Here is a 25,508-nt window from a genome sequence, read left to right as displayed (position 1 = left end):
GGACGTGCGTCTACCTGAGAGTTTTGCCGGTCCGCCGTGACCCTGCCCGGAGGTCCGGGAGGGAATCGGGGCGCGCCGACTTGCACCGTCGGTGGAGCCTCCGCGCCTGGTTGCTCGACCCTTCGACAGGCGTAGCGCAGAGCGGCGGCGGCTCGCTTTCCAGAGTTGCCTCACTGTGACGGTACGGGGGCCTGAGAGATTCCCGGGGAGGAAATTGCTCCTTCGGCGCCGGTGCTCCGGGGGCGCTCCGCCGATGGCGGTGATGCGCGCCCGGCCGGACTCTCCCGTCACGGTTCTGGCGGCACGGTCGTGAGATCGAGCTGTCGACCCCAAGACCGTTGAAGATCTTCAGTTATGCGCACATCGTAGCGGCGTAGGCGCCCGCGCCGGAAAGGAGCAGCGCGGCGCAGCGACTACCCGAGGTCGATCTCGCGAGCCGCCGCGACCATCTCGTCGACGACCGCCCGCACCGCCGGCCCTGGCTCGTGCCGGTTCTTGCGGTGCCGCACCACCATGCGCCGCGAGCCGAGGCCGGCCAGCGCGACCACGGCCACGCCGTCGGGCACCTCTTGCTGCAGCGCCAGGGCGGGCAGCATCGCGATCCCCTGGCCGGCGGCGACGAGCGAGATGGCGGTGTCGAAGTCGTTGTAGGCGTGCCGCATGTCGAAGGCCGTGCCGAGCTGGGCGGCAAGGCGGCCGACCGCGCGGGCCGCGGCCGAGCCCGCCTGCGGGCCCACCCACATGAGCCCGGCGAGGTCGTCGATGCGTTCGGGCTCCGGCAGGCTCGTCGGGACCACGATGCGCCACGGCTCGTCGAGCAGCGGAACGTCGTGTGCGCCACGGGGAGCCGGGGCATCGACCTCGACGTCGCGCTCCAGCACTATCGCGTCCAGGTCGCCGGCGCGCAGGCGGCGGGTCGCCTCCGGCGGGTCGTACTCCTGCACGTCCACCTCGATGTGCGGGTGCCGCTCCGCGAGCGAGACGAGCATCGGCGCCACGACCGTACGGATGGCGGTCTGGATCGACCCGACCGATACCCGCCCCGTGAGTTCACCGCCCAGCGCGGCAACGGCCTGGCGCGCCTGGACGAGCTCCGCCTCGATGCTCTCGGCCGCGTCGGCGAGCACCCGGCCGGCCGGCGTGAGGGTCACTCCGCGAGGGCCGCGGTCGAGCACATCGATACCCTCCTCCGCCTCCAGACGGGCAATCTGCTGCGAGACTGCCGAGGGCGTCACATGCAGTAGATCAGCCGCTGCGAGCACTCCGCCGGCACGGTGAACGGCGAGGAGGAAAGCAAGTCTTCGCGGATCGGTGGGCATGTAGCAATGCTACATGCCGGAGTCACAAACATTCGATTGTGCTGAACGAGATTCTGCCCCATGCTTGACCTTGGCGGCGGCCGGAGCGAACTCTCCCGGCCTCATGCCCACACCCCCACATGGATTCCGGTCTGGTCTCCATCACACCCCTCGAATCGTTTCGATCGTCTTCCTCAGGAGTATTGCCATGACCCTCATGATGGTCATCACCGTCCTCGGCTGGTTCGGCGCACTCGCCGGAATCGTGGCGTATGCCATGGTCAGCCGCGGTCGCTGGAGCGCCGATTCCCTCGCGTTCCAGGGCACCAACGTGCTGGCGGCGACCATTCTGATGACCGTGGCCGGCGCCAACGGCGCCTGGCCTTCCGCCGCCTCGAACACCGTGGTGATCGTGATCGGCGCGAACGCGCTCTTCACCGTGCTCCGCGGCCGGCTCCGCCGGTCGGAGGCCGCCCCGGTGCTGATGGCTGTCGAGGACACCGCGCACGACGAGGCGGAGCTGCCGGTGGCACAGCCGGTCGCCGCCCAGCCGATCGCGCAGGCGGTCGCCCACCGCGCCTACGCCGAGGCAGCCTGACGGTCCACGTTCTCTGGGGTCTTCCGCGAGGTCCGGCGCTGCGGCGCCGGGCCTCGCTGTCTTCGCCGGCAGGCAGCGGGCTCGCTATCTCCCCGAACCGGTGACCCTCAGGTCCACCACCAGCGCGCGGTGGTCCGAGACACCCGTGTCCACCACCCGGCCCGCGGCGTCGGGCAAGCCCGCCCCCGGGCCTCCGTCCCACAGGATGTGGTCGATCTGGAACCGCGGGTCGTGCCGGGGAAAGGTGTCGCCCGTCGCCAGAGGGTGCCAGCCTGTGCGGTCGGCCGGCACGGATCCGCGCAGGTTGAAGTCACCCAGCAGCACGAGGGGACGCGGCAGTCCCACGAGCTGACGCCGGAGGTGGTCCACCTGGCGTTCCGCGTGCCGCTCCCCGGGCGTGCCCCTGCGGTATCCCACCGTGCGCCGGGCTACCCCGCCCACCCAGGTGAGGGACGGGAACCGGTACACGCTCAGGTGCGTGCACACGACGGTGATGGGCCCCTCCGGCGCACCGACCTGCGCCGCGAGCGCCACGCGCGGCTCGTCGGTGCCGAGCTGGACCCTGCCGAGCACCCATGGTGTCGCGGGCGGCAGCAGGACGGTATGCCAGCTTCGCACCGGGTACCGGGAGAGCAGCGCTATGCCGTACCCGGGGACGCCGGGCCGTTCGGTACGCCGCGCGCGACGCCGGACTCCGGGGTAGCGGAACGGGCCCGCGAGCGCCGGCAGGAACCGGTGGTCCACGGCGCCCATGGCGAGCGCGCAGAGCCGCGCCTGGTCCACTCCCCCGGACCGCGCCTGGCGCAGGTCGACCTCCTGGAGCGCGACGACGTCGGCAGCGAGCGCTGTGACGGCGTCGGCGAGCCGGTCGTTGTCGACGCGGCCGTCCGGGCCGAGACCGTGCTGGACGTTGAAGGTGGCGAGGCGCACGTCCTGATCTTGGGCCCACCGGACGGGTGCCGCTACCCGGCGTGTCGTAGCCCGGAGCGGTCCGTGGCTGCTCGCGGCTTCGGCGACCATGCAACCTTTGACCCATACCCTCCGTAGGGGGTGGCATGGAGCACGAGAGCGGGGCGACCGTGAGCAACCTCTGGACGAGCCTGCCGTCGGACGACGACGAGGCGCAGCGCGTGCGCTTCGACGTGCCGCGCAACCGCGACGAGGAGTTCACCTCGTTCGTCCGGGACACCGGCGCGTACCTCCACCGCACCGCGTACCTCCTGTGCGGGGACCCGCACCGGGCGGAGGAGCTGGTCCAGTCGACGTTCGAGCGGGTCTATCGGACCTGGTCCAAGGTCCGCCCGGGCACGGGGCGCGCCTATGCCCGACGGATCCTGGTCAACCTGCGGATCGACAGCTGGCGGCACGGACGCCGGGAGTCGTTCCCTGGTGACGACAAGATCCCGGTCGCGCCGACGTCCGACCACGCCGGGCGGATCGTCCTGCGGGACGAGCTGGTGCGCGGCCTGGCCCAGCTGTCGCCCACCCAGCGCCGAGTCGTGGTGCTGCGGCACCTGCTGGACCTGCCCGAGAAGGAGGTGGCGCGCGAGCTCGGGCTGGCCGTCGGCACGGTGAAGGCGGCGAACTCACGCGGGCTGGCTCGCCTGCGGGACCTGCTCCTCGAGGGTGCCGAGACGATCGAGCCGGTGGCGTTCGACGGGTCGGCCGTGCTCGACCGGAGCCGTGCGGCGCTGCGGCGACGCCGGGTCGGGCAGGGGGTCGGGGCGGCATGCGCGGTGCTCCTGCTGGCGCTCGGGGTGGTGACCCGCGGCCCGGTGCCGTTGCCCGTCGTCGGGCCGGTCGTGCTGCCGGGCGGACAGCTGATCGCGCCCCTCTTCGATCCCGGCCCCACCGACGCCCTGGGCCCGGACGTTGCCCTGCCCGGCAACAACACCCCGGTCGCCTGCCCGGAGGAGGTGCCCGAGCCGACGCCGACCCGTCCGGCGGAGGCGGGCGACGACCTCGGCCCGCTCGACGACCCGCTGGTGGTCGATGCCGCCGACGCACGGCCCTTGACCTGCTACGACGTCGGCATCGATGTGGTGACCCGCGGGTCGATCGACGCTGAGTCGGGGTTGCCGGTCACCGACGACGGGGAGCCGCTGGCCGAACCTCGAGGGCTGTCCGACACCGCCGAGATCTGGCGGTTCGACAGCGCGGAGCTCTACGACGACAGCGACCAGACCAACGCAGCGCACGTCGAGACGAGCTCTGCGACGCGCGAGAGGCCGGGCGGATCGACGAGCCTGACGTGGTACCAGGAGACCAGGGCGTTCCCGACCGACCTCGCCGTTACCGGAGGCCGTGTGGTCTGGAGCGAGTACACGGCGGCCGACACGTCGCCCCGCATGAGCTTCCTCCGCACGCTCAGCTTCTCCGACGGGACCCTCTCCGTCGATGAGGAACCTCTGATCGGTACCGAGGAACGCCTGTGGCTCCTCGCCGCCACCCAGGACCACGCCCTGTGGACAGCGGGTGTCGCCTACGACGACACCCGCCTGTACACCACGGCGCACGACGATCCGAACAGCTCCACGGAGCTCGCGACCGGCGTCACCGCCCTCGCGGCCGACGACGACGAGGCCGTCGCCGCCGTCCTGAGTCCTGGCGGCGGCGAAACCAGCACGACGGAGATCCGGCTGTTCGACGACCTCGCCGGCGAGGACGTCACCGGCACCACCCTGTTCGAGGTCGACCACGACTCGTCGGCAGAGGTCACCGCCGTCGCCGTCTCGGACGACGCGGTCGCGTGGGCGGTTGTGCCCACCCGTGCCGGATCCGGCGCGAGCACCCTCTACGTCGTCGACCGCGCCGACGGACGGGACAGCGTCGTGGAGCTTCCTGACCGAGGAGTCGACGACCTCCGCGCTTCCGGCGGCCTGATCAGCTGGACCAGCACCGACACCGCCGGGGACAACCCCGTGCCCTCCTCCTACCTGTACCGCGCGACGCCGTCGGCCTCCGGATACGACGGCCCGGACCTCGCCCGGTTCCCAGGCGACGCCGTGACGGCAAGCGTGGCCGGCGACCGCACCGCCTGGCTCGAGACCCGGAGCGTGCGACAGTGGCTGGTCGAGGGAACGGTCAGCCCCAGCCTGGAACGCGACTGATCACCCGGGAGAGCACCGTCGCCGTCCCGGCCCACGGGCGGGCTGAGATCAGGCGTCGCTCGGCGGGACCGGGTTGTCCAAGAACTCGTCGATCGCCTCGCGCGTCGGGAACACCGTGACTCCCGGCCCGGAGAACAGGTGCACGAGCGTCTGGGCGATGTCCCGGACCGGGATGTTGGCCAGGTTCGAGGCCTGCCGCAGCAGCTCGAACGCCGACTCCTCGTCGGTGCCGTAGACCACCATGAGCACGCCCTTGGCCTGCTCGATCACCGCGCGCCGCTCCGCAGATGCCCGGATCGAGGCTGTCGCATCGCGCGCCGCCGCCTCTCGGTGCGACTCGGTGACGTCGATAAAGTATCCGAACAGCTCCGTCACCCGGCCAGTCGCCGGGTCGCGCCGTCCCTGGCCCGTGACGGCCAGCGTGCGGGTCTTCCCGTTCGCGTCGCGGATCCGGTGCACAGAGCTGAACGGCTGACCGGTCTCGGCGGCACGGCGGAGGAGCCCGTCCACCCGCGCCCGGTCGTCGGGGTGCTTGTGGGACAGCATGAGCGGCGTGGTCGGCACGATCTGGCCCGGGTCGAACCCGTGCATCACGTAGACCTCGTCCGACCATGCCCACTGGCCCGTTGCCAGGTCGAGCCGATACCGCCCAACGGGTGGTCGGACGCCTCCTGCGAGCACTTCCTCGAGCGTTTCGTCGAGCGGGGGCTCGCTGGGCGTTGTTGGGGAGGTCACGAGGCTCCTTCCAGGACAGTTCGCAGAACCGGTGCTCTGACAGTACGGGATGTGCGACACGAGAGCGCTCGGGCTAGCGTGTTTTTCGAGGGTCGAGGAGAGGCCACCACGTCGGTCGGACACGCCACACGGCGACGGAGGACATCATGACCCAGGACCAGCCCTTTCCACCGCAGCAGCAGAACCCGCCCGGAGCGACCGATCAGATGATCCCGACTCCGGACCACGGTGAGGCCAGCTACGTCGGCAGCGAGAAGCTGGTCGGCTACAAGGCCCTGGTGACGGGTGGTGATTCCGGCATCGGGCGGGCGGTGGCCATCGCGTTCGCCCGCGAGGGGGCCGACGTCGCCATCTCCTACCTCCCCGAGGAGGAGAAGGATGCGCGGGCGACGGCGGAGTGGGTGCACAAGGCGGGACGCCAGTGCGCCCTCCTCCCCGGGGACATCAGGGACGAGGCGACCGCACGCGGCGTCGCGCACCGGGCCGCCGGCGAGCTGGGCGGCCTCGACGTGCTGGTGAACAACGCGGGCTATCAGATGGCGCGCCGAGGATCCGTCGAGGACATCACGACGGACGAGCTGGACCGCGTGCTGAAGACCAACCTGTACGCGCTGTTCTGGGTGACCCAGTCGGCGCTCTCGCACCTCGGGGAGGGCGCTGCCGTCATCAACAACTCCTCGATCCAGGCGTACCAGCCGTCGAGCTCGCTGCTGGACTACGCGGCGACGAAGGCCGCCATCAACAACTTCACGGTGAACCTCGCCGCTGAGCTGGGTCCCCGTGGGATCCGGGTGAACGCCGTGGCCCCCGGACCGATCTGGACACCGTTGCAGCCGGCCACCCAGCCAGAGGAGAAGGTCGCGTCGTTCGGCTCGGACACTCCCTTGGGCCGCGCGGGACAGCCCGCCGAGGTAGCCCCGGCGTTCGTGTTCCTCGCGTCACCCGTGACGGCGTCGTACGTCTCCGGGACGGTGCTCGGCGTGACCGGCGGCAAGCCGGTGTTCTGACGGCGTGGCCGGCGGGTGCCTCAGTCGTCTCTTGTCCCCGCCGGCTCCAGGATCTCCACGGTCCCGTGCGCACCGTCCACCCGGAGCAGGTCGCCCGTGCGCACCCGCATCGTCGCGTTGCCGCACCCCACCACTGCCGGGATGCCAAGTTCGCGCGCGACGATGGCGGCGTGCGAGAGCGGCGCGCCGACGTCCGTCACGACGGCGGCCGCACGCGGGAAGAGCGGGGTCCAGCCCACGTTGGTGACCGAGGTGACCAGCACCTCTCCGGCCCGCAACGCCTCGCCGTCGGCCACCGTGCGCACCACCCTGGCGACGCCCTCGACGACGCCCGCGGCGCCCGGGAAGCCCTTGACCTCGTCGTCGGCCCCTGCCGCCAGGCCGTGCTCGTCGAACACGTCGGTGCGCAGCGCCGGGTCGGACGCCCACCGGACCGGGTCGAACCGGCCGCGGATCACCGCCGGGTAGGCGGGCAGGTCGCGGTACTGCTCGTAGGTGGCTCGCCGGGTCGCCAGGCGCCCGCCCGGTACCTCGGCGCCGTCGAGCACGCCGGCCAGCTCGTCGCCGTCCAGGTAGAAGACGTCGTCGCCAAGACCGGTGAGCTCGCCGGCCCGCAGTGCGAACGTGCGCAGCGCCCAGAACGTCCGGACCACCTCGGACCGCGCGCTCTCCCGGTCGCGGGCGGTCCCGGACCAACGGGCGAGCCGACGGCGCAGCGCCGCGGCCTTGCGCGGTGACCGCTCCTCGAGGCGCGTCCACGCGGCCGCACGGACCTCGTGCTGTCGTGCCAGCATGGCGTCGACGTCCGTCTCGGCCAGGCCGGCCAGCTGCCGGCCCAGCCAGTCCCGTTCCTCTGCCGGACGGGGTGCCGAGACCTCGAACTCGTCCGCGCAGCGGTGCCCGTACCGGCGCACGTAGGTCTCCCGGTCAAGGTCCCCTCGGGCCACCGCACGCAGCCCTACCAGCGGCCCGATGCTGGCGAGGCCCTGGCCGCCCGCGGACAGGCCGGACGTCAGCACCTCCGCATCGGCGTCGCCGAGCGTCTCGCGCAGGTCGCGACGCAGCCTCAGCAGCAGGTTGCCGTCCTGCTTCCCGGCGCCGCGCAGCATCCGGGAGCTCTCCACGAGGTAGGGAGCAAGCTCCGCGCGCCAGAACGCTGCCAGCTCCCTGGTGTCGCCGATCCGGGCCGCACGCTCACGCAGCTCGGTGCCGCGCTGCTCGGCCGTCTCCAGGAACGCCGGCAGAGCCCGCACGTCGGCGGCGAGCGCCTTCCGGTTGTCCCGGACCGCGGGAACGAGCACCTTGAGCAGCGCCCATCGCCCGATGGGGATGACCGGGATGTCGAGATGGCCGGGAAGCTGGCCGAAGACCTCGCGTTGCGCCGCGTCGGTCGTTCGCGTCATGCCGAACGCGCGGCCGATCGTCTCGATCACGCTGAGATTCATGTAGAACCGGCCCCCGACGTTCCCGTAGACGGGATGGCCGATCTCGGCGGAGGCCATGGCGTTGGCCATGAAGGTCTGTACGAGCGACCAGGTCAGCGGCGTCATCACGCTGGGGAGCGCCTCGCCGAGGTTGGCGTTCGTCCACAGGTAGTCGCCGCGCAGGCTGTCGTTCCACACCTCGGTGACCGTCCGCTCACCGGCGGCGCCCGTGACGGGCCGCGCCTGGAGTATGAACGGCGACCCGTCACGCAGCGCCCACTCGACGTCCATGGCGACGCCGTACAGCTCCTCGATGCGGGCCCCGAGCGTCGCGAGCCGACCGGCCTGCTCGTCAGTGAGCGACGGGCGGTCCCTCAGCTCGGTGGGCACCGGCTCGTTCCCCGTCCCGTCCGCCGTCCGCACGGTACGGACCTCCTTGGTGCTCACCATGGTATCGACCGCGCCGCCCACCCGCGCGACCCGGAAGGTGTCCGGAGTGACCTGCCCGCCGACGACGGCCTCCCCCAGCCCCCATGCCGCGTTGATCAGCACACGGTCCCGGGAGCCGGTCATCGGGTCGACCGTGAACAGGATGCCGGCTGCGTCCGCGTCGACGAGGTGCTGGACCACCACGGCGAGCGCCACGTCGTCGGCGGGGATGCCGTGCCGTGCCCGGTAGCCGATGGCGCGCGCCGTCCACAGAGAGGCCCAGCAGTCGCGGACCGCGCGCAGCAGCGCATCGGCTCCGCGGATGTTGAGGAACGAGTCCTGCTGGCCGGCGAACGACATTCCCGGGAGGTCCTCTGCGGTGGCCGACGACCGCACGGCGACCGGTGCGTCGGACGGGTCGCAGGCGACGCCCAGCGTCGAGTACCCGGCCCGGACGGCGTCGGCCACCGTTGCGGGGACCTCCAGGACCGCGAACACCTCGGCTATGTGGGCCGCCGCGGCCTCATGGGTCTCGGGCCGGTCCGGGTCCACGGTCCCGATCGCTTCGATGATCGAGCGCTGCGGAGCGCCCGCCACCGCCGCCCGGTACGCGTCGGTGGTGACGTGGATGCCGCCGGGGACCGGCAGTCCTGCTGCCGCCAGCCGCGCCAGGGACGACCCCTTGCCACCGGTCAGCTCCAACCGGACCGCCGCCGGGTCGGCCAGGTCCAGCACGAACGGTTGATCGACCTCAGTGGTCACGGAAGTCACCCTGCTCCGGACGGAGGTCGTCACCGAGCGACTCGCGCAGCTTGGCGCGCGCGATCTCGTAGGCCCGGTCGACGTACTCCTGGGTGGCGGTGGCGCACGCCGCGAGCGCCGCCTCGGACGGCTCCTCTCCCGTCGCGAGGATGCGCTCGAACGTGTCGCCGAGCAGCTCGCCCTCGCGCTCGTCGGACACCCGGAACGCCTGCGGCAGCATCCGCGTTGCCGTCACCGAGCCGTACAGGACGGTGGAAAGGACAGTCAGGTGGTCCTCTGCGGTCAGGTCGGTTCGCGCCATGCCGTGCTCACGCAGCGTCTCCAGGTACTTCTGGAACGGCTCGACGATCTCGCCAGCGGTACCTCTGGTCCGTTTCCGTTGCACGAGCTTGCCCAGCACCTCGGAGTCCTGCATCAGTGCGGCCTGGAGCAGCGGGCGCCGGTGGACCTCACGCGCCAGGCGGCTGAACAGCCCTGGCAGGGTCGCGGCCGTCGGATCCGCACGGAGCTGTCGGCGGACCGCATCGACCATGTCCGCCCGGTCCCAGCGCAGGAGCGCGGCGAACAGCTCTTCGCGGCTGCTCCAGTGCAGGTAGATGGTCCCCTTGGCGACACCGGCGCGGCGGGCGACGTCGTCGATGGTGGTCTTGTCGTAGCCCCAGCGGAGGACCAGCTCGCTCGCGGCCTCGAGGATCCGTTCTGCGCGCTCGATCCGACGCTGCGTGGTCCCGTGCCGTCGGGCGGTGGCAGCGCTCATGGGTCGCCTCCGTCAGCGCGTCGTGAACGTGTGACCAATTTCGTCGATCTGGTCATGATTGGAGGCTAGCCCTGTCCACGGGCAGGGTCAACCGCGGCGCGACGGGCGCTGACCTGCACGTTCGAAGTGCTGTCCCAGACGTGGAACCTTTCTCGTAGTCCCCGACGTGGTGGGGGACATGACGAGGGAGAGCACCCGACCATGTCCGCCCAGGTGAACGACCACCCGCTGATCCGGGTCGACGTCACGCGGACGAAGGACCAGGAGTTCACGGCGTTCGTGCAGGACGCCGGGCCGTACCTCTACAAGACGGCGCTCTTCCTGTCCGGCGACCCGCACCGGGCCGAGGAGCTGGTGCAGGCGACGTTCGAGCGGTCGTACCGGTCCTGGCACAAGGCCCGCGACGGCGAGCCCCGCGCCTACGCCCGGCGGATCCCGCTCAACCTGCGCATCGACGGCTGGCGGCGGTCTCGCCACGAGGTGGTGTCCGAGGTCGTCCCCGCCGGGTCCGTGACAGGGCCGGCCGACGGTGTCGCGGTGCGTGACGAGGTGATGCGCGCGCTGTCCCTGCTGCCCCTCGCGCAGCGCCGGGTGGTCGTGCTGCGCCACCTGCTCGACCTCACCGAGGAGCAGACGGCCCGCGAGCTCGGGATCGCCGTCGGCACCGTCAAGTCCGCCAACGCGCGCGGGATCGCCCGCCTGCGCGACATCTTCAAGGAGGGTGCGCGATGAACATCGGCGACACGGACGTCCTGGCCCGCCTGAAGGCAGGTGCCGACTCGGTCGAGGAGCACCCGTTCGACGCGGACGCGGTGCTGGCCGGGAGCCGGCGCGCACTGCGGCGTCGGCGGACCCGGCAGGCCGCGGGGGCCTGCACGACGGCGGCCGCCGTCGTGTTCTCCCTGGCCCTCGCCGGGCCGGTGCCCGTACCCGGCGTGGGCGACGTGACGCTCCCGGGGAGCGAGCAGGTGCGGGAGCTGTTCGGGCTGGCCGACGCGTCGCGGTGCGACGTTCCGGAGCCAGCGGTGCGGCGGACCCCTGAACCCGCGGCGCCGGCACACCTGCGGCCGAGAGTGACCTACACCCTGACTGATGCGAGACCGCTGTCGACGTGTTTCGACGTCCGGGTCGACGACACCGTCCCGGGCGTCGGACGCGCACCGGACACGCTGACCCCGGACGGAGCATTCTGGGGACTCAGTCAGCCCGAGACGGAGGACGAGTACTCCATCACCTACCACGTCCTCGGCGCCGGCTCGGGGTCGGGGTTCGTGACGGGGGACGCGAACACCCTGGTCAGCGGCCTGACCGCGCATGGACGTCAGGTGGCCTGGTACGAGCTGAGCGGCTCGACACCGGAGGAGCTCGTCGACGCGCCGTACAGGCTCCGGGCGGCCAGTACCGTCGCGGGTGACGTCCGGACGATCGCCCAGATTCCTCGCGGCGGCACCGTCGGCCTCACCATGACTGACGAGCGCATCGCGTGGCGGCACGGAACCACCGTCTCCGTCGCCCCGGCCGACGGTACCGGGCAACCGAGGACGCTGGCCCGGCAGGCTACCGCTGTGGGTAGCGACAGCGACGAGATCGTCGTGGCGTCCCTCGGGCAGGACGCTGACGGCCTTCCGACGACGACCTTCACCGCGTACGGAGACGACGGCGGCGTCACAACCCTCCTGACGGTGGCCAACCCAGGCGATCCGGTCTCGATCGTCGACATCACCGACGACGTGCTCGCCTACGGGGCCGGCGACGGCCTCGGCGGCCTCACCGTCGTCCCGCGCGCCGATGGGATCGCTGATCCCGACGAGGACCAGACGGTCGTGGTGCGGCTGGGAGACAACGCGGTGGAAGGGCTCTCCGCAGCGGGGGATGCGGTCGCCTGGGTGTCCGGTCCGGTCGCCTACCTGCTCCGGGACACCGCGCCGAGCCGTGCGGGCGGTCCCGACCTGCTGCGCGTCGCGCAGAGCGGACAGCGGGAACGGATGATGATCGGCCTGGCCGGCGACCGGATCGCGTGGAGCACGACCGACGGGTCCGCGGCGAGGATCAAGATCGCCACGCTGCTGGAGCCGGAGAGAGCCGGCGCCACCACAGGTCCCGCTCCGGCGGAACCCGGCTCGGGAGGGCGTGCAGTGCCCGCAGCGCCGCGCGTGACCGTCCCCGAGAACGCCGATCTCCCCACCCTCGACTGAGATCGCGGGGAACGCACAAAGGTCCGCTTCCACCATGCGATCCGGCACGCTCTCTCACGAGAAGGCATGCCGGATCGCATGGTGGAAGCGGACCTTGCTGGCTCGAGCTAGCCGACCGTGATGCTCACTGCCGCCTGCGACGAAGCCTGCAGACTCGTGCCCGCGTACTTCGCGATCCACCGGCCGGAGGTGCTCGTCACGACCCGCGTCGAGTAGGTGCCGTTCGTGCCGGTGGTCACCGTCTTCTTGTAGACGGGGGCCGCCGAGCCCGCCGGGTCGAAGTACAGCTTGACGTCAGTGTTCGGCGCGGGCTTGTCCTGAGCTCCGCCCCCGCTCACGAGCTGCACCTTCCGCACCCCACCGCTGAGCGTGATGGTCTGCGAGCCGGGCAGCGACGTCGCGGACGCCGCGACGGTGGTGGTGCTGGCACGCTTGACCACGATGGTCGCGACCGTGGAGTCCTGGACCAGGACGTCGTGCGTGCAGTTGCTCGCACCGCTGGCGGCGTCGTTCTCGTCCCAGTCCGGTGCGGAGCAGGCCTTCATGGCGTCCCTGATGCCGAGGTCGTAGATACCGGCCGGGAGCGTCGGGTTGAACGTGAACGTCACGTGGCTCGTCCCGACGCCGGAGTGCACCAGCTCCTTCTGCACCCGGAACCCGTCGGGGAAGCTGCCCTCGCCGCGCCGGCTGTCGGCACTGACCCAGCCGGACTTGCCGCCGATGCTGAACCCGAGGCTGCCGACGTCGACCCGCCGCTGCACCGGGGCCAGGCCTACGACCACGTCGTGCGTCATCAGGTGGTCGCCTGCCGTGAAGCCGTTCTGGGTCGCGCTGACCGAACCCTGCCGCAGCGAGGTGTTGCGTTCCCGCTCCGCGGAGGTGATCGTCCACACCGCACGCGCGCCGGCGTCGGTCATCGGCATCTCCGCCCGCCACTTGCCGGACGCGCCGGCCTTCTGCCGGGTCGTGAAGTAGCCGCGTGCGTCGGTCGTGAGGGTTGCCCGGAGAGTCTCCGGCGCGTCGCCCGCCGGGTCGAAGTACACCTTGACCTCCTGCGCCGTCGCCGGCGAGTAGTCACCCGTCCCGAGGTTCTTCATGTTCGCGGCGCCGGAGACCGAGATCGTCGAGCCAGCCGGGGCGCTCGACGGCGACGTCCAGATCATCGGGATGTTCCGCTGCGCCCGGAACGGCACCGAGACGGGGTTCGACGTGCGGATCGGCACGTTGACCACGCCGTCGTCGGTGGTGATCGCGACCTCAGCGACCACACTGACCTGATAGATGCCGGACGCGGCGTCCGCGGAGAGCGGCACGTTCGAGGTCCAGGCGTCGGCCGTCCCCGACGCGACGAACTGCGCGCCCACGAGGTCGCGGCCCTCCGGGTCGACCATCGTCATGCGCCCGGACCGCATCGCGGCGGACGTGCCGTTGTGCGTGATGCTGAGCGTTCCGACGATGGAACCTTCCACGGCCGACCCGGGCGGCAGCGAGATCTTCGCGGTGACGACGACGTCGTCGACCCGCATGGTCATCGCCGCAGGACCCGGCGAGCTCGCCGAGCCGGCTGAGCCCGCTGGGCCCACCTCTGCTGCGACGCTCGGCGTCGCCGCCACGCCCGTCACCATCAGTGTTGCGCCGAGCGCCATGCTCAGCGGCATACGCATGATCGATCTCATCACTGCAGGCCCCCTCGTCCTGGGGACGCGGACGCGTCCCGCCCCAGCCGCATGCTCTCCCGGTCCCCGGTGCCGGGCCACGGGAGGCGGTGATGCGAGGGGGTGAATTCTGCTCGCCCCGCCCTGCTCGCCCGAATCGCGCCACAATGGGAACCGTGGAGACCGACGGACGCAGTGAGTCACCCGCCGAACGTGCCGACCGCAACTGGAACGAGCTCCTCCAGGAGCTCCGGGTCATGCAGACCGGTGTGCAGATCCTCACGGGGTTCCTGCTCACGCTGCCGTTCCAGGCACGGTTCGCCGACCTGGACAGCTACCAGCGCACCGTCTATCTGGTTCTGGTCGTGACCTCGGTCGCCGCCACCGCCCTCATCGTTGCGCCGGTGAGCGTGCACCGGTCCCTCTTCCGCAAGCAGATGAAGGCCCACATCGTCACCCTCGGCGACCGGTTGACCCGCGTAGCCCTCGGGGTGCTCGGCCTGGTGATCACCGGCGCGACGCTGCTCGTCTTCGACGTCGTCGTGGGGCGGACCGAGGGGATAGTGGCCAGCTCCTGCGTGCTCGTGCTCCTGGGGATCGTCTGGGTGGTGCTTCCAGAGGTGCTGCGCCGCCGCAGCTGACCAGGGGCCAGCACGGTCACCGAGCGATCAGAGCGTCTCGTGCCAGGCCACGATCCGGTCGACTGCTCGCGACACCGTGTCGAGGGAGGACGCGAACGACAGCCGGACCCATTCGTGCCCGTGCACCCCGTCGAAGTCGGTGCCAGGAGTGATCGCCACGTCCGCCTCTGCAAGGAGCCGAGCGCAGTAGGTGACGGAGTCCAGACCGAACGCCGAGATGTTCCCGTACAGGTAGAACGCGCCGTCGGCCGGCGCGACGGGCCGCCAGCCGAGCTCACCGAGCCGCTCAAGGAGCAGGGTGCGCGACGCCGCGTACCGGGCCACGTTCTCCGCCGCCGCCGCGTACCCCTCCGCGGTGAACGCAGCGATACCCGCCAGCTGCGCGAGAGCCGGGGGCGAGAGCGCTACGTTGCCGGCGAGGGCATCGACGGGCGCGACCAGCTCGTCCGGCAGCACGAGCCAGCCGAGCCGCCAGCCCGTCATCGCCCAGTACTTCGAGAACGAGTTGACGACGACGGCGCCCTGGCCGACGAACGTCGCCGCCGTCGCCTGTGCGACCTCGTCCGAGTAGGCGATGCCGTGGTAGATCTCGTCGCTGATCAGCCGCACGTCGTGATCCGCGCACCACTCCGCGATCGCGGCCAGCTCGGCGGGCGTGATCATCGTGCCGGTCGGGTTCGCGGGCGAGGCGACCATGACTCCGTCGAGCCCTCCCCCGTAGTACGCCTCGTTGAGCTGCGACACCGTGGGCTGGTAGCGGGTCTCCGGGCCGCAGTCGAGCTCCACGACCTCGCAGCCCAGCGCCGACAGGATGTTCTTGTACGCGGGGTAACCGGGCCGGGCGAGGGCCACCCGGTCGCCGACGTCGAACGACGCGAGAAAGGCGAGCACGAACCCACCGCTCGAACCCGTGGTGACGGCGATCCGCGCGGGGTCGACGTCGACGTCGTACCAGCGCTTGTAGTGGCCGGCGATCTCGGCGCGGAGCGCGGGAACGCCCATCGCCTCGGTGTAGCCGAGGGTGCCGTCACGGAGCAGCGCGATCGCCCGCTCGCGCACCACCTCCGACGCGCCGGTCGATGGCTCCCCTGCGCAGAGGTTGAGCACGTCCGCGCCGGTGGCACGGCGCGCGTTCGCGGCGGCGAGCACCTCCATGACGGCGAACGGGGGTACGAGGGACCGGCGAGAAACCTTCATGCGGCCATCATGCCCGCATCCGGTACGGCCCGTGCCAACGACCCTTCCGAGCCGCTTGTGAAAGTCGTAACATGGCTCCATGGCGCAGGGATCGCGCGACGACGCAGACAACGACCCACTCCGCAGGGCCGCGCAGTATCGCGTGGACCGGGAGGCCGACGAGGATGGCGCCGCGCAGGGCGCCGAGCCAGGCGACCCGGAGGCCGAGGACGTCACGGTCCAGCCCTCGACCCGCGGCATGAGCGTCGAAGAACGTTCCCGCTTTGTCGACACCGTGGTCGACCAGGCGATGCGCCGCGGCGAGTTCGACAACCTGCCGCTACAGGGCAAGCCGATCCCCGGGCTGAGCGGCACCCACGACCCCGACTGGTGGCTCAAGGGCCTGATCGAGCGCGAGAACATCACCGGCGTCCTGCCGTCGGCCCAGCTCCGCAAGGACGACGCGGAGCTGGACGGGAGGCTTGATCTCGAGGCGATGGAGGAGCGCGTGCGGGAGATCGTCACGGACTTCAACGCTCGCATCATCGACGCGCGGCGCCAGCTCCAGGGCGGTCCACCCGTCGTCACCCCCACGCGGGACGTGGACGAGGAGGTGCGCAGCTGGCGGTCGCGGCGCGCGGCCCGGCGCGCGGCAGGCTCCAGCCCGACGCCGGCCACACGGAGTGAGCCGACGACATCAGCGGACCGGCCGTGGTGGAAGTTCTGGTGACGGAACCGCTCCGGGTCAGAACCCGTACGCGGTCACGATGACCACAGCGGTCATCAGCCAGTAAGGCACGGAACCGAGCGTGAACCCCAGTCCCGCTGCCACGGCCATGCGGCCCCATCCGGCACCGAACCTGCCGAACAGCGCTCCGGCGGCCATGGCGAGACAGCCCGCGATCGTCACCCCCTCGGCGGTTCCCTGCGAGATCAGCATCCCGAGGATGAACGCAGCGATCCCGGCGGCGGTCTCACTGCGAGCGAGAAACGGCCCGCCCCGGCGAGCCCGGGGATGGGTCTCCTGGTGCGTTGTCATGGCGCATCGCCCCTCGTGCCCGACGTCGGTGTGGGCACCTCCGTTCCAGGATCTCACCATGGCCCGAGCATTGCCAGATGCCACCGGAACCGAGGAATCAGGCGGGTTGTGGCGCTATGCCTGACCGAGCACGTAGCCGCGGAACCAGCGGCCGGTCTCACGCCACACGTGCTCGCGGGCGGGCTTCGCCGAGAGGGTCACGTCGTGCAGACCGCCGGCGATCCGCACCAGCGTGGTGAGGGTGCCGACGTCGGGTACCCGGCGGGCGATCCCGACCACGTCGAGCACCGAGTCGGTGCTCTTCATGTCCTCGCTCCACCGCGTCGGGATGGTGCTGCGGGTGCTCAGCAGCACCAGGACGGGCACCTCGATACCGAGCCCGCGCGCCACCTGGTCCTGCCCGCGGAAGATCGCCGCGAGCCAGCCCGGCGTGGCGCGCCATCCGGCATCGGGGCGCCAGGCGACGTCGTAGTCCCACTCGCCGTCGAACCGCGACGAGATGGAGCGCGCGTACAGGCCACGATCCAGGTTGACCAGCTGGCTGCGTGGCACGAGCGCCGACTGCACCCGGATGCCCGGCTCCATGATCTTGCGCACCGCCTCGCGGGGCTGGAACTCGAGCCACGGCGAGTTCAGCACCAGTCCGGCCACGCGTTCCTGATTGCGGGCCGCCCACAGGCTGACGGTGAGACCGCCGGTCGAGTGGCCCATGAGGACGAGCTTGCGCTCGGGTGCCGCGTCGCGGCCGTGCCCCATGGCGGTGAGCGCGGCCTCGATCTCCTCGTCGTAGGTGGCGAGGCTCCTGACGTATCCGGGGGTCTGGCCCTCGCGGAGGCTGCGACCGTAACGGCGCAGGTCCAGGGCGTGGAACCGCACCCCCAGCGACTCCCAGAAGTCCGCGAGGTGCGTCTGGAAGAAGTAGTCGAGCCAGCCGTGCACGTACAGCAGGTCGATGCCTGCGTCGGGCACGGTGGTCTGCGGTTCGGCGCTCTCCGTGGCGTCGTCGGCCGCGTCGGGGTGCTGGCGTGCCGCACCCCGCAGGTGCAGCCGCCGCCCCAGCTCCGACAGCTCGTCCCACAGGCGCGCCACCTGCGGGTTCTCGGCGCCTACCCTGCGCATACCCCGGCGCGGCGCGGCGCCGTCGGGCTCGTCCGCCGCAGGCTCGTCCGGCGCGGGCCGGGCGCGCCGCACCAGGGTGGCCACGACCTCTGGCTCGTCCTCGTCGGGTTGCAGGGGCAGCGTCAGGCGTTCGAAGCCCGGCAGCACGTCGGGCTCCCACGCGAGCTCGGGCGTCATTCCGTCGTCCAGACCCGGGGAGAGACTCGTCATCTCACCGACGGTAACCGCAGGTGTGCCCACTCCGTCGGATAGTCGTCCAGCCACTCCTCGAGCGAGCGCGCCTTCCGGCCTGCCAGGTGCCGCACGTCGGGGCTCACCTCGGCGAGGACACCCGCCGCGATCGCCTGGCACTGCGTGATCCAGTCCTCGACCTCCGCGGCGGTCGACCGGTAGAACAGCGCGCGCGCCTGGTCAAGGGTCTGCGGCGCGTACCGGATGGTCCGGCCCGTGGCCGTCGACAGCGCCGCGGCCACCTCGTCAAGACTCAGGGCTTCCGGACCGGTCAGGTGGTAGATCCGGCTCGCGTGGCGGTTCGGGTCCTCGTCCAGGAGTACGGCTGTGGCGACGTCGGCCACGTCGTCGTGCGACACGGAGGCGACCCGACCGTCGCCGGCAGGTGCGCAGAGCACCGTGCCCGGCCCGGACCCGCGCGACTCGTCGTACACCGCGAACGTCAGGGTGCGGTGGAACATCGCGATCCGCAGCATCGTCCACGTCAGGTCGGTACCGCGGAGGTACTCCTCGGTGAGCCAGTCGTCCCGGGCCGCGGACGCCACGGCGTCGGGTCCGGTGCCCACCGACGACACGTAGACCACGTGCCGCACCCCGGCGAGCACTGCCGCGTCGATGACGGCGCGATGCTTGCCCAGCCGTCCGGGACGTTCCTTGCCCGGGACCAGGAAGACGGCGTAGGCGTCGCCGAACGCGCTGGTCAGAGTCCTGGGATCCGGTTCGGACGGGACGACCACGACCTCCGTCTCCGGCAGCGAGGCGCCCCCGGGCAGCCGGGGTACCACGCCGTGGCCGGTGACCAGCAGGCGCTGGTGACCACCCGCCGCTGCCACGCGGAAGGCGAGCCTGGATCCCAGGCGACCGTCAGCCCCGGTGAGGACGACCAGCCGGCCGGGTGACGCGGAGGTCATTCCCACACCGTAATCGGCGGAGCCTCACCGAGCCGGGCGTGACGGGGTGAAACCCGCAGATCACCTGCCGGTGGGCACGCCGAGCTGCGTCCGGACGAAGTCGACGACGCCGTCGGCAGCCGCCTCGATCTCGGCGAGGCACACCTCGAAGTCGTGCGGACCGCCGTACCAGGGGTCAGCGATGTCGAGCTGGTCCTCGGGGAGCCCGTGAGCCACTGGGTCGAACGAGCGGTACATCCGGATCGTGACGTCGCTCGGCACGCGACCGGCCAGGTCCCGCAGCCCGCGGGCGTGCCGGGTCGTCATGGCAAGGAGCAGGTCCCGCGAGCCGACGTCGGAGGTGGTCACCTGGCGTGCTCGGTGCCCGTCGCCCGTGGAGTAGCCGTGCTCGGCGAGGACCGCGCGTGCCCGGCGGTCCACCGGGTTGCCGTGCTCCTCGTCGCTCACACCGGATGAGTCGACGACGACGAACGCGCCGAGACCCGCGGCGTCGAAGCGGTCCCGCAGCACGATCTCGGCCATCGGGGACCTGCAGATGTTTCCCGTACAGACGGTCATCACACGGTAGGCAGTCACGTACTCATTCTCCCCGGCCGGAGGCAGGGGAAAGCCCGCGGGGCGACTTTCGTCAGCCGTGCTGGACGAGGCACGGCACCCGCGGGCTCCGGTGGTCGCGAAGTACTCGCCACCATTGTCCCGTTGCGCCTGAACAGTTCAGGAAAGCCCCGTGCTGAGCCTTCCCACCTGCGTCGGCGCGAAACGCTTACGCGTCACGCGACTAGCGCGCGACCACCTCATGGGTCCGATGTGCATTCACTACTCGGATCACCTCCCTTCTCATGTGCCCACGAACCTACGCCTCGAGTCGACCGTCGCCCAGGTTTTTTCCTCGCGGCGAAATCGCCGGCCTCGTGCACCGGGCCGAGCGACGACTTTTGGCGCCCCGGTCCGTCTGCCCTGCATGACGACCATCACCGTCGACGCCTTCACGGCGTCGGCAGACGGCACCCGGATCGCGTACGACCTGACCGGTCCGACCCTCGGTCTGGCGCCTGTGATCGTGGTGGTCGACGGGGTGCTCGCCCACCGCCTGCCCGTCACCCTCGCCGTAGCGGCGGAGCTGGGGGACCGGGCCACCACCCTGCGGTACGACCGGCGTGGCCGCGGCGGCAGCGGCGACACTCCCCCGTACAGCGTGGACCGCGAGGTCGACGACATCGCCGCGCTGCTGGATGTGACGGGCCCTGCCGCGCTGCTGGGCATCTCCTCCGGCGCATTCCTCGCACTGCGCGCGGCGGCGGACCTCGGGGACGGCGTCACCGGCGTGCTCTGCTACGAGCCCACCTACGACATCGCGAGCGGCGAGCCGCCCACCGACCCACGGATGATCGCCGGGGTCGAGAACTGCATCGAGGCCGGCGACCCCGGCAGCGCCGTCGAGCTGTTCCTCGACGTGGTCGGCATGCCGTGCCGGCTCCTCCCGCGGATGCGGGAGTCGCCGTCGTGGGCCGACCTCGAGGAGATCGCCCCGACCATCGCCTACGACGGCCGGGTCCTCGCCGGTGTGGCCCTGGGCCGGCGCGCCCTGATGGGCCGGTGGAACGTGATCACCCAACCGGTCGTCGTGGCCGACGGCGCGGCGAGCGCCGCGTCCGTCGCGGTCGCCGCGGAGTCGCTGGCCGCCGTGCTGCCTGCGGCACGCCGGGTGACCCTGCCCGGGCACGGCACGGACGTGCCGCCACGTGCGATGGCGGACGCCGTGGCGGCCCTCCTCAGAACGGCCGGCGTGCCGTGACCAGGATGCGCGGCGCCTCGTCGACGAGCTCGTTGCCCGTCGCGAAGTGCATGTGCAGCGCGCGGAGGCCCGCTTCGTGCCGCGCGACGGCGGCCGAGGTGAGGTCGGCAAGGCCGGGCACCTGCCACGCGGCCATCCGGAGGTACCACAGCACGGAGGACAGGTCCTTGAACGTGCGCGTGCCCGCGTACTCGGTGGCGTCCACGATCTCGAGGCCGGAGGCGACGAGCCCGTCGGAGACGACGTCGATCGTGACGGCGTCCGGGTCCCAGCCGAGCGGTACGCCGAGTGCCCGGTTGAGGACTATGCCGTCACGCGTGTCCACCTGCTCGGTGAGGAATGTCCCGCCCGGCTCGAGGACGCGGCCCACCTCGTTGGGTTCGATGGTGCTGAACCGGCTGAGCACCACGCTGTACTGGCCGTCGAAGAACGGCAGCAGCACATCGCCCGTCCAGGACGGCTCGGCCCGGCGCACGTCGACGCCGAGCGGCTCCAGGCGGCGTCGGGCGGTGAGGAAGGCCGGACCCGTCTCCGTGGCGGCCGAGCCCTTGGGGAGCGGGCCGAGGCCCGCGAAGAAGTCACCGCTGCCGGTGCCGATGTCCAGCACAGCACCGCGGGACCTGAGCACGATCTCGCGGGCGAGAGCGGGGTAGTCCCACTCCGGGGCGTCGATCGTGAGACGGTCGTCGACAGGAGCGTCGGTGAGGCCACCGGTGAACAGCGCGGCGGGGGTCAAAGGAGTGGCAGGGGCGTTGCGCGCCCATTCGATGTGGTCCTCGAACGGCGCGTCCGGCGCCGGAGCTGGGGCGATCGAGACGTCGAGCATGGTGGAGATTGTGGCGCAAAGTGGGGCCAAGGGGGTAACACTGGCGCAAACACGACCGGAGGAGTCGGTCCGATGGGGAAACCGATACCCAGAAACGAACTGTCACCTGCGCAGATATCGCCTCCGCTGCGGGTGGTCGGACTCATGTCCGGCACGTCCCATGACGCCGTCGACGCCGCGGCGTGCGAGCTTCGACTCGCCGGCGACACGCTGACGCTCACGCCGCTCGGGCACCTCTCCGCCCCGTACCCGCCGGCTCTCCGGTCCGCGCTCGTGACCGCGCTGCCTCCGGCCCGGGCCGCGATGGAGACGGTGTGCCGGCTCGACACAGGGATCGGTCAGGCCTTCGCCGATGTCGCGGCACGTGCGGTCGCGGAGCTCTGTGGCGGCCACGCCGACCTCGTCGTGTCGCACGGCCAGACCGTCTTCCACTGGGCGTCCGACGGCGGCGCCGTGCTCGGCACCCTGCAGCTCGGCGAGGCCGCCTGGATCGCCGAGGCCACCGGTCTTCCCGTCGTCTCGGGTCTGCGCACGCGCGATGTCGCGGCCGGTGGGCAGGGCGCACCCCTGGTCGGCCTGTTCGACGCGCTGTGGCTCGCCGGCCGGCCCGGCACCGCCGTCGCCCTCAACCTCGGCGGCATAGCGAACGTAACGGTGCTGCCGTCGGCGGTCCAGCCTGGCCTGCCGGTGGCCGAGCCCGTCGAGACCCGCACCTTCGACACCGGCCCGGCCTGCGCGCTGCTCGACGCAGCGACGCTGCACGTCACAGGCGGCCGCCTCGCCTTCGACGCCGACGGCGGCCTCGCTGCCGGCGGGCAGGTGCTTCCCGATCTCCTGGAGCGCCTGCTCGACGACCCCTATTACGCGCGCCCGGCGCCGAAGTCGACGGGCAAGGAGCACTTCCACCTGGGCTACCTGCTGGATCGCCTCGGGCCGACGCCGCCCGGGGCCGAGGACCTGCTCGCCACCCTCGTCGCGCTCACGGCCCGCACCGTTGCGGACGCCGTGCGACACACCGCCAGCGAGGTCGTCGCCTCGGGCGGGGGCATCCGCAACCCGGTGCTGATGGCGGCGCTCCGCGAAGAGCTGCCGGACGTCGCCATCCGGACCTCCGACGAGCTGGGCGTACCGAGCCAAGCCAAGGAGGCGCTGGCTTTCGCTGTGCTCGGCTTCCACACGTGGCACGGCCTGCCCGGCGTACTGCCCGGCGCCACCGGGGCAAGGCGCACGAGCGTGCTGGGCTCGGTGACGCCTGGCCTGGGTGGGCGGTTTCCACCGGGCCGCACGACCGCCGTCGGACCGCCGGGGCGGCTGGAGATCACGGGCAGCGTGTGACGCGTCGTCGCGGCAGGTTCGACATCGGCAAAGTGGCAAGATGCCGCGGGATGAGCAACTACACGGTCCGACCGATCAGGGCCTCCGAGTGGCGGGAGGTTCGTGCGCTGCGCCTCGCCGGCCTCGGGGACGATGCGGCACCGCTCGCCTTCGTCGAGTCCTACGACGAGGGTGCGGCGATGCCCGACAGCTTCTGGATCGACCGCGCGGCCGGATCCTCGGTCGACGCGGGGCCCGCGGCCGGCGCCCGGCAGTTCGTGGCGGTCGCGGACGACGGCGGCTGGGTCGGCACGTCGGTCGTCATCGTCGAGTCGGCGGGCGAGAAGGACTTCGAGGGCAGAACCGTCGAGAGCTCTGGCGGCCACGTCGTCGGCGTGTTCATCGAGCCGCAGCACCGGGGATCGGGGCTGATCGAGCGGCTCTTCGAGGCAAACCTCGACTGGGCGCGGGAACGCGGCCTGACCCGGGTCAGGCTCTACGTCCACGCGGAGAACCGCCGGGCCAGGGACGCCTACCGGAAGTGCGGGTTCGAACCGACCGGGGTCCGGCTGGACGGCGCGCTCGGCCGAGAGATCGAGATGGGACGCCGCATCTGACCGTTGGCAGCGCGTGGCCGGCAGCTGGCAGCTGGCGGCTGGCCGAGATCGGTCGGATGCCCGCCACGGATTGCGAGATCGAGCTACGGGGCCACCAAGAGACCGAACTCGCGACGCGAGGCCGCCATCGGACCGGACTCGTTGGGCGCAGACCCACCAACAGGCCGGGCCCGTGCGCAGCACGTCCGGGGAGAAGTACCCATATCGGACGCGCCCCGGCTCCCGCCGCTCGGGCACGACGACCTCGGATCAAGGCAACCAGGACAGCACGGCCCCAGGGCATGACGAAGGCCCCGACTCGATGAGTCGGGGCCTTCGTAACAACGTGCGCGAGGGGGGAGTTGAACCCCCACGCCCTTTCGGGCACACGGACCTGAACCGTGCGCGTCTGCCTATTCCGCCACTCGCGCGCTGCTGGTTGAGGCTAGCACGGCACAGCGGGGGACTCCGAATCCAATAACCGTGAAGTGGTTCACGTCCCGCCGCAGGTCCGGTAGCGTGCGGATCCGCCCACGCCTCTCTTCACCGCGCCACCTGAGAGAAGATCGGAGAAGATCCGCAGGACATCCACAGTAATGGAGTCTGCGGGGACCTACCGGTCTATACGATCTAGGTAGTCTGCCCGGCGCAGACCCGGAAGGAGGTGGCATGGGCGCCCTGGACCGCTTCGAGAAGAGCGTGGAGCGCATGATGAACAACGCGTTCGCCAAGGTGGGACGTGGCGAGGTGAAGCCGGTCGAACTGGCGAGCAGGCTGCGACGCGAGCTCGACGACCGTGCCGCGGTCGTGGGGCGCGACCGTACGGTCGCGCCCAACGAGTTCACCATCGAGCTCGCTCCCGACGACTTCGCCCAGATCGAGGCGTGGGGTGCACAGACCCTCGCCGACGAGCTTGCGTCCAACATCACGGCGTACGCCGCGACGCAGCACTATGCGTTCGTCGGCCCCGTGAGCGTGACGTTCGACGAGCAGTACGAGCTGGTGCCCGGCCGCTTCACGGTGCGGTCGCGCAGCGTGCAGGGGAGTGTCGCCCCGGCGACGTCCGGCGCGCCGACCGGCCGGCACCCGCTCATCGACATCGATGGTCAGCGTTACCTGCTGACCGGCCCGGTGACCGTCATCGGTCGCGACGCCGAGGCGGACATCGTGGTGGACGACCCGGGTGTGTCCCGGCGCCACCTCGAGATCCGCGTGACGCCGGACGGCGTCGTGGCGACCGACATGGGCTCGACGAACGGCCTGTACGTGGAGGGCCACCAGGTTCCGGCCGCGACCCTGCTCGATGGCAACACGATGACCATCGGCCGTACCCGCATCATGTTCTGGACCGGTAGCGCATCCGGTGCAGACAACGAGGACTGGTGAAAATCCCGAGATGAGCGAGCTGACGTTCACCCTGCTTCGGCTGGGCTACCTCGTGCTGCTGTGGGTGTTCGTGCTCTCCGCCGTCGCCGTGCTCCGGCGCGACCTGGCGGGACCACGCACGTCCAGCGGCCGACGGCGCCGTCCGGAGCTCGCGGGGCCGGCCCCGTCGCCGGCCCCCGGTGGTGGCGCGCCCCGCGCTCCCCAGCGCGGAGGCCCTTCGCGGCTCGTCGTGGTGGCGGGCCCGCTCACGGGGACCACCATCCCGCTCACGTCGTCCGGCGTACTGATCGGACGTGCGCCGAGCTGCACCCTCGTGCTCGACGACGACTACTCGTCGTCACGCCACGCACGGATCTTCCCCCAGGGCGGCCAGTGGTTCGTGGAGGACCTCGGCTCCACGAACGGCACCTACATCGGCGAGGAGCGCGTGCAAGGGATCATCCCGCTCGCTCCGGGTACAGGTGTGCAGATCGGACAGTCCGTCGTCGAGCTCCAGGGATGACC

General features: G+C 71.4%; 24 protein-coding genes, 1 tRNA gene and 1 riboswitch. Of the genes, 12 read left to right on the top strand and 13 right to left on the bottom strand.

Annotation, left to right across the window (positions count from 1 at the left end):
• Nucleotides 1-169: 169 nt before the first annotated feature.
• Nucleotides 170-297: riboswitch (glycine riboswitch) on the bottom strand.
• Between the two features lie 116 nt (nucleotides 298-413).
• Nucleotides 414-1,319 carry a LysR family transcriptional regulator gene (locus tag ACFS27_RS11010; protein WP_377182824.1) on the bottom strand — a complete coding sequence of 302 codons (906 nt, stop codon included), beginning with the start codon at nucleotides 1,317-1,319 and terminating at the stop codon, nucleotides 414-416.
• Between the two features lie 187 nt (nucleotides 1,320-1,506).
• On the opposite strand from ACFS27_RS11010, the gene ACFS27_RS11005 reads away from it, so the two are divergent.
• The gene (locus ACFS27_RS11005) at nucleotides 1,507-1,896 is read left to right on the top strand and encodes a hypothetical protein (RefSeq protein WP_377182822.1); all 390 of its coding nucleotides are present in this window, start codon (nucleotides 1,507-1,509) and stop codon (nucleotides 1,894-1,896) included.
• An 84-nt stretch (nucleotides 1,897-1,980) separates the two neighbouring features.
• Here ACFS27_RS11005 and ACFS27_RS11000 read toward each other — a convergent pair whose 3' ends face one another.
• Nucleotides 1,981-2,826, bottom strand: a complete 846-nt coding sequence (locus tag ACFS27_RS11000) for an endonuclease/exonuclease/phosphatase family protein (RefSeq protein WP_377182820.1) — start codon at nucleotides 2,824-2,826, stop codon at nucleotides 1,981-1,983.
• 125 nt (nucleotides 2,827-2,951) lie between these two features.
• Here ACFS27_RS11000 and ACFS27_RS10995 point away from each other — a divergent pair, with 125 nt between their 5' ends.
• Entirely contained in the window at nucleotides 2,952-5,006 is a 2,055-nt protein-coding gene (locus tag ACFS27_RS10995; protein WP_377182818.1) for a SigE family RNA polymerase sigma factor, read from the top strand.
• Nucleotides 5,007-5,054: 48 nt separating this feature from the next.
• Here the strand turns inward: ACFS27_RS10995 and ACFS27_RS10990 are convergent, their stop codons facing one another.
• On the bottom strand, nucleotides 5,055-5,741 hold the full coding sequence (locus ACFS27_RS10990) for a PAS and ANTAR domain-containing protein (protein ID WP_377182816.1): 687 nt from the start codon (nucleotides 5,739-5,741) through the stop codon (nucleotides 5,055-5,057).
• A gap of 146 nt (nucleotides 5,742-5,887) precedes the next feature.
• On the opposite strand from ACFS27_RS10990, the gene ACFS27_RS10985 reads away from it, so the two are divergent.
• Nucleotides 5,888-6,748: an SDR family oxidoreductase gene (locus ACFS27_RS10985; protein ID WP_377182814.1), complete on the top strand. Its 861-nt coding sequence runs from the start codon at nucleotides 5,888-5,890 to the stop codon at nucleotides 6,746-6,748.
• A gap of 20 nt (nucleotides 6,749-6,768) precedes the next feature.
• On the opposite strand, the gene ACFS27_RS10980 is transcribed toward ACFS27_RS10985, so the two are convergent.
• Nucleotides 6,769-9,363, bottom strand: a complete 2,595-nt coding sequence (locus tag ACFS27_RS10980; protein WP_377182812.1) for a PEP/pyruvate-binding domain-containing protein — start codon at nucleotides 9,361-9,363, stop codon at nucleotides 6,769-6,771.
• Nucleotides 9,353-10,120, bottom strand: coding sequence for a TetR/AcrR family transcriptional regulator (locus ACFS27_RS10975; protein WP_377182810.1), 768 nt, complete (start codon nucleotides 10,118-10,120; stop codon nucleotides 9,353-9,355). Before ACFS27_RS10975 ends, ACFS27_RS10980 begins: the two co-directional genes overlap by 11 nt.
• Before the next feature lie 201 nt (nucleotides 10,121-10,321).
• Between ACFS27_RS10975 and ACFS27_RS10970 the strand changes: the two genes are divergently transcribed.
• Nucleotides 10,322-10,852, top strand: a complete 531-nt coding sequence (locus ACFS27_RS10970) for a SigE family RNA polymerase sigma factor (protein WP_377182808.1) — start codon at nucleotides 10,322-10,324, stop codon at nucleotides 10,850-10,852.
• Entirely contained in the window at nucleotides 10,849-12,315 is a 1,467-nt protein-coding gene (locus ACFS27_RS10965; protein ID WP_377182806.1) for a hypothetical protein, read from the top strand. The genes ACFS27_RS10970 and ACFS27_RS10965 overlap by 4 nt, the downstream gene beginning before the upstream one ends.
• A gap of 107 nt (nucleotides 12,316-12,422) precedes the next feature.
• Here ACFS27_RS10965 and ACFS27_RS10960 read toward each other — a convergent pair whose 3' ends face one another.
• Entirely contained in the window at nucleotides 12,423-13,979 is a 1,557-nt protein-coding gene (locus ACFS27_RS10960) for a hypothetical protein (protein WP_377182804.1), read from the bottom strand.
• A 158-nt stretch (nucleotides 13,980-14,137) separates the two neighbouring features.
• Between ACFS27_RS10960 and ACFS27_RS10955 the strand changes: the two genes are divergently transcribed.
• Nucleotides 14,138-14,611 carry a DUF6328 family protein gene (locus ACFS27_RS10955; protein ID WP_377182802.1) on the top strand — a complete coding sequence of 158 codons (474 nt, stop codon included), beginning with the start codon at nucleotides 14,138-14,140 and terminating at the stop codon, nucleotides 14,609-14,611.
• A 27-nt stretch (nucleotides 14,612-14,638) separates the two neighbouring features.
• On the opposite strand, the gene ACFS27_RS10950 is transcribed toward ACFS27_RS10955, so the two are convergent.
• Nucleotides 14,639-15,808: a pyridoxal phosphate-dependent aminotransferase gene (locus ACFS27_RS10950; protein WP_377182800.1), complete on the bottom strand. Its 1,170-nt coding sequence runs from the start codon at nucleotides 15,806-15,808 to the stop codon at nucleotides 14,639-14,641.
• A gap of 79 nt (nucleotides 15,809-15,887) precedes the next feature.
• Here ACFS27_RS10950 and ACFS27_RS10945 point away from each other — a divergent pair, with 79 nt between their 5' ends.
• Nucleotides 15,888-16,517, top strand: a complete 630-nt coding sequence (locus ACFS27_RS10945; RefSeq protein ID WP_377182798.1) for a DnaJ family domain-containing protein — start codon at nucleotides 15,888-15,890, stop codon at nucleotides 16,515-16,517.
• 15 nt (nucleotides 16,518-16,532) lie between these two features.
• Here the strand turns inward: ACFS27_RS10945 and ACFS27_RS10940 are convergent, their stop codons facing one another.
• From ACFS27_RS10940 to ACFS27_RS10925, 4 genes are all read right to left on the bottom strand, one after another.
• Nucleotides 16,533-16,826: a hypothetical protein gene (locus ACFS27_RS10940; protein WP_377182796.1), complete on the bottom strand. Its 294-nt coding sequence runs from the start codon at nucleotides 16,824-16,826 to the stop codon at nucleotides 16,533-16,535.
• Between the two features lie 114 nt (nucleotides 16,827-16,940).
• Complete coding sequence (locus ACFS27_RS10935) at nucleotides 16,941-18,155, bottom strand: alpha/beta hydrolase (RefSeq protein WP_377182794.1); 1,215 nt, start codon at nucleotides 18,153-18,155, stop codon at nucleotides 16,941-16,943.
• Nucleotides 18,152-19,087: an NAD(P)H-binding protein gene (locus ACFS27_RS10930; RefSeq protein ID WP_377182792.1), complete on the bottom strand. Its 936-nt coding sequence runs from the start codon at nucleotides 19,085-19,087 to the stop codon at nucleotides 18,152-18,154. Before ACFS27_RS10930 ends, ACFS27_RS10935 begins: the two co-directional genes overlap by 4 nt.
• A 60-nt stretch (nucleotides 19,088-19,147) precedes the next feature.
• Nucleotides 19,148-19,645, bottom strand: a complete 498-nt coding sequence (locus ACFS27_RS10925) for a low molecular weight protein-tyrosine-phosphatase (RefSeq protein ID WP_377183689.1) — start codon at nucleotides 19,643-19,645, stop codon at nucleotides 19,148-19,150.
• 403 nt (nucleotides 19,646-20,048) lie between these two features.
• On the opposite strand from ACFS27_RS10925, the gene ACFS27_RS10920 reads away from it, so the two are divergent.
• The gene (locus ACFS27_RS10920; protein WP_377182790.1) at nucleotides 20,049-20,882 is read left to right on the top strand and encodes an alpha/beta fold hydrolase; all 834 of its coding nucleotides are present in this window, start codon (nucleotides 20,049-20,051) and stop codon (nucleotides 20,880-20,882) included.
• Here ACFS27_RS10920 and ACFS27_RS10915 read toward each other — a convergent pair.
• The gene (locus ACFS27_RS10915; protein ID WP_377182788.1) at nucleotides 20,860-21,708 is read right to left on the bottom strand and encodes a class I SAM-dependent methyltransferase; all 849 of its coding nucleotides are present in this window, start codon (nucleotides 21,706-21,708) and stop codon (nucleotides 20,860-20,862) included. The two genes, ACFS27_RS10920 and ACFS27_RS10915, sit on opposite strands and share 23 nt — an antisense overlap.
• Before the next feature lie 72 nt (nucleotides 21,709-21,780).
• Between ACFS27_RS10915 and ACFS27_RS10910 the strand changes: the two genes are divergently transcribed.
• Nucleotides 21,781-23,043 carry an anhydro-N-acetylmuramic acid kinase gene (locus ACFS27_RS10910; protein ID WP_377182786.1) on the top strand — a complete coding sequence of 421 codons (1,263 nt, stop codon included), beginning with the start codon at nucleotides 21,781-21,783 and terminating at the stop codon, nucleotides 23,041-23,043.
• A gap of 50 nt (nucleotides 23,044-23,093) precedes the next feature.
• The gene (locus ACFS27_RS10905) at nucleotides 23,094-23,639 is read left to right on the top strand and encodes a GNAT family N-acetyltransferase (RefSeq protein ID WP_377182784.1); all 546 of its coding nucleotides are present in this window, start codon (nucleotides 23,094-23,096) and stop codon (nucleotides 23,637-23,639) included.
• Nucleotides 23,640-23,965: 326 nt separating this feature from the next.
• Here ACFS27_RS10905 and ACFS27_RS10900 read toward each other — a convergent pair.
• Nucleotides 23,966-24,049 (bottom strand) — tRNA-Leu (locus ACFS27_RS10900).
• Nucleotides 24,050-24,287: 238 nt separating this feature from the next.
• On the opposite strand from ACFS27_RS10900, the gene ACFS27_RS10895 reads away from it, so the two are divergent.
• Both ACFS27_RS10895 and ACFS27_RS10890 read left to right on the top strand, forming a co-directional pair.
• Complete coding sequence (locus ACFS27_RS10895; RefSeq protein ID WP_020017306.1) at nucleotides 24,288-25,004, top strand: FhaA domain-containing protein; 717 nt, start codon at nucleotides 24,288-24,290, stop codon at nucleotides 25,002-25,004.
• A 10-nt stretch (nucleotides 25,005-25,014) separates the two neighbouring features.
• Nucleotides 25,015-25,506, top strand: coding sequence for an FHA domain-containing protein FhaB/FipA (locus ACFS27_RS10890; RefSeq protein ID WP_377182782.1), 492 nt, complete (start codon nucleotides 25,015-25,017; stop codon nucleotides 25,504-25,506).
• Nucleotides 25,507-25,508 lie beyond the last annotated feature (2 nt).

Source organism: Promicromonospora vindobonensis (assembly GCF_042685865.1).
In the GTDB taxonomy this organism is placed as follows: domain Bacteria; phylum Actinomycetota; class Actinomycetes; order Actinomycetales; family Cellulomonadaceae; genus Promicromonospora; species Promicromonospora vindobonensis.
This window is presented reverse-complemented; position numbering and strand designations above follow the sequence as displayed.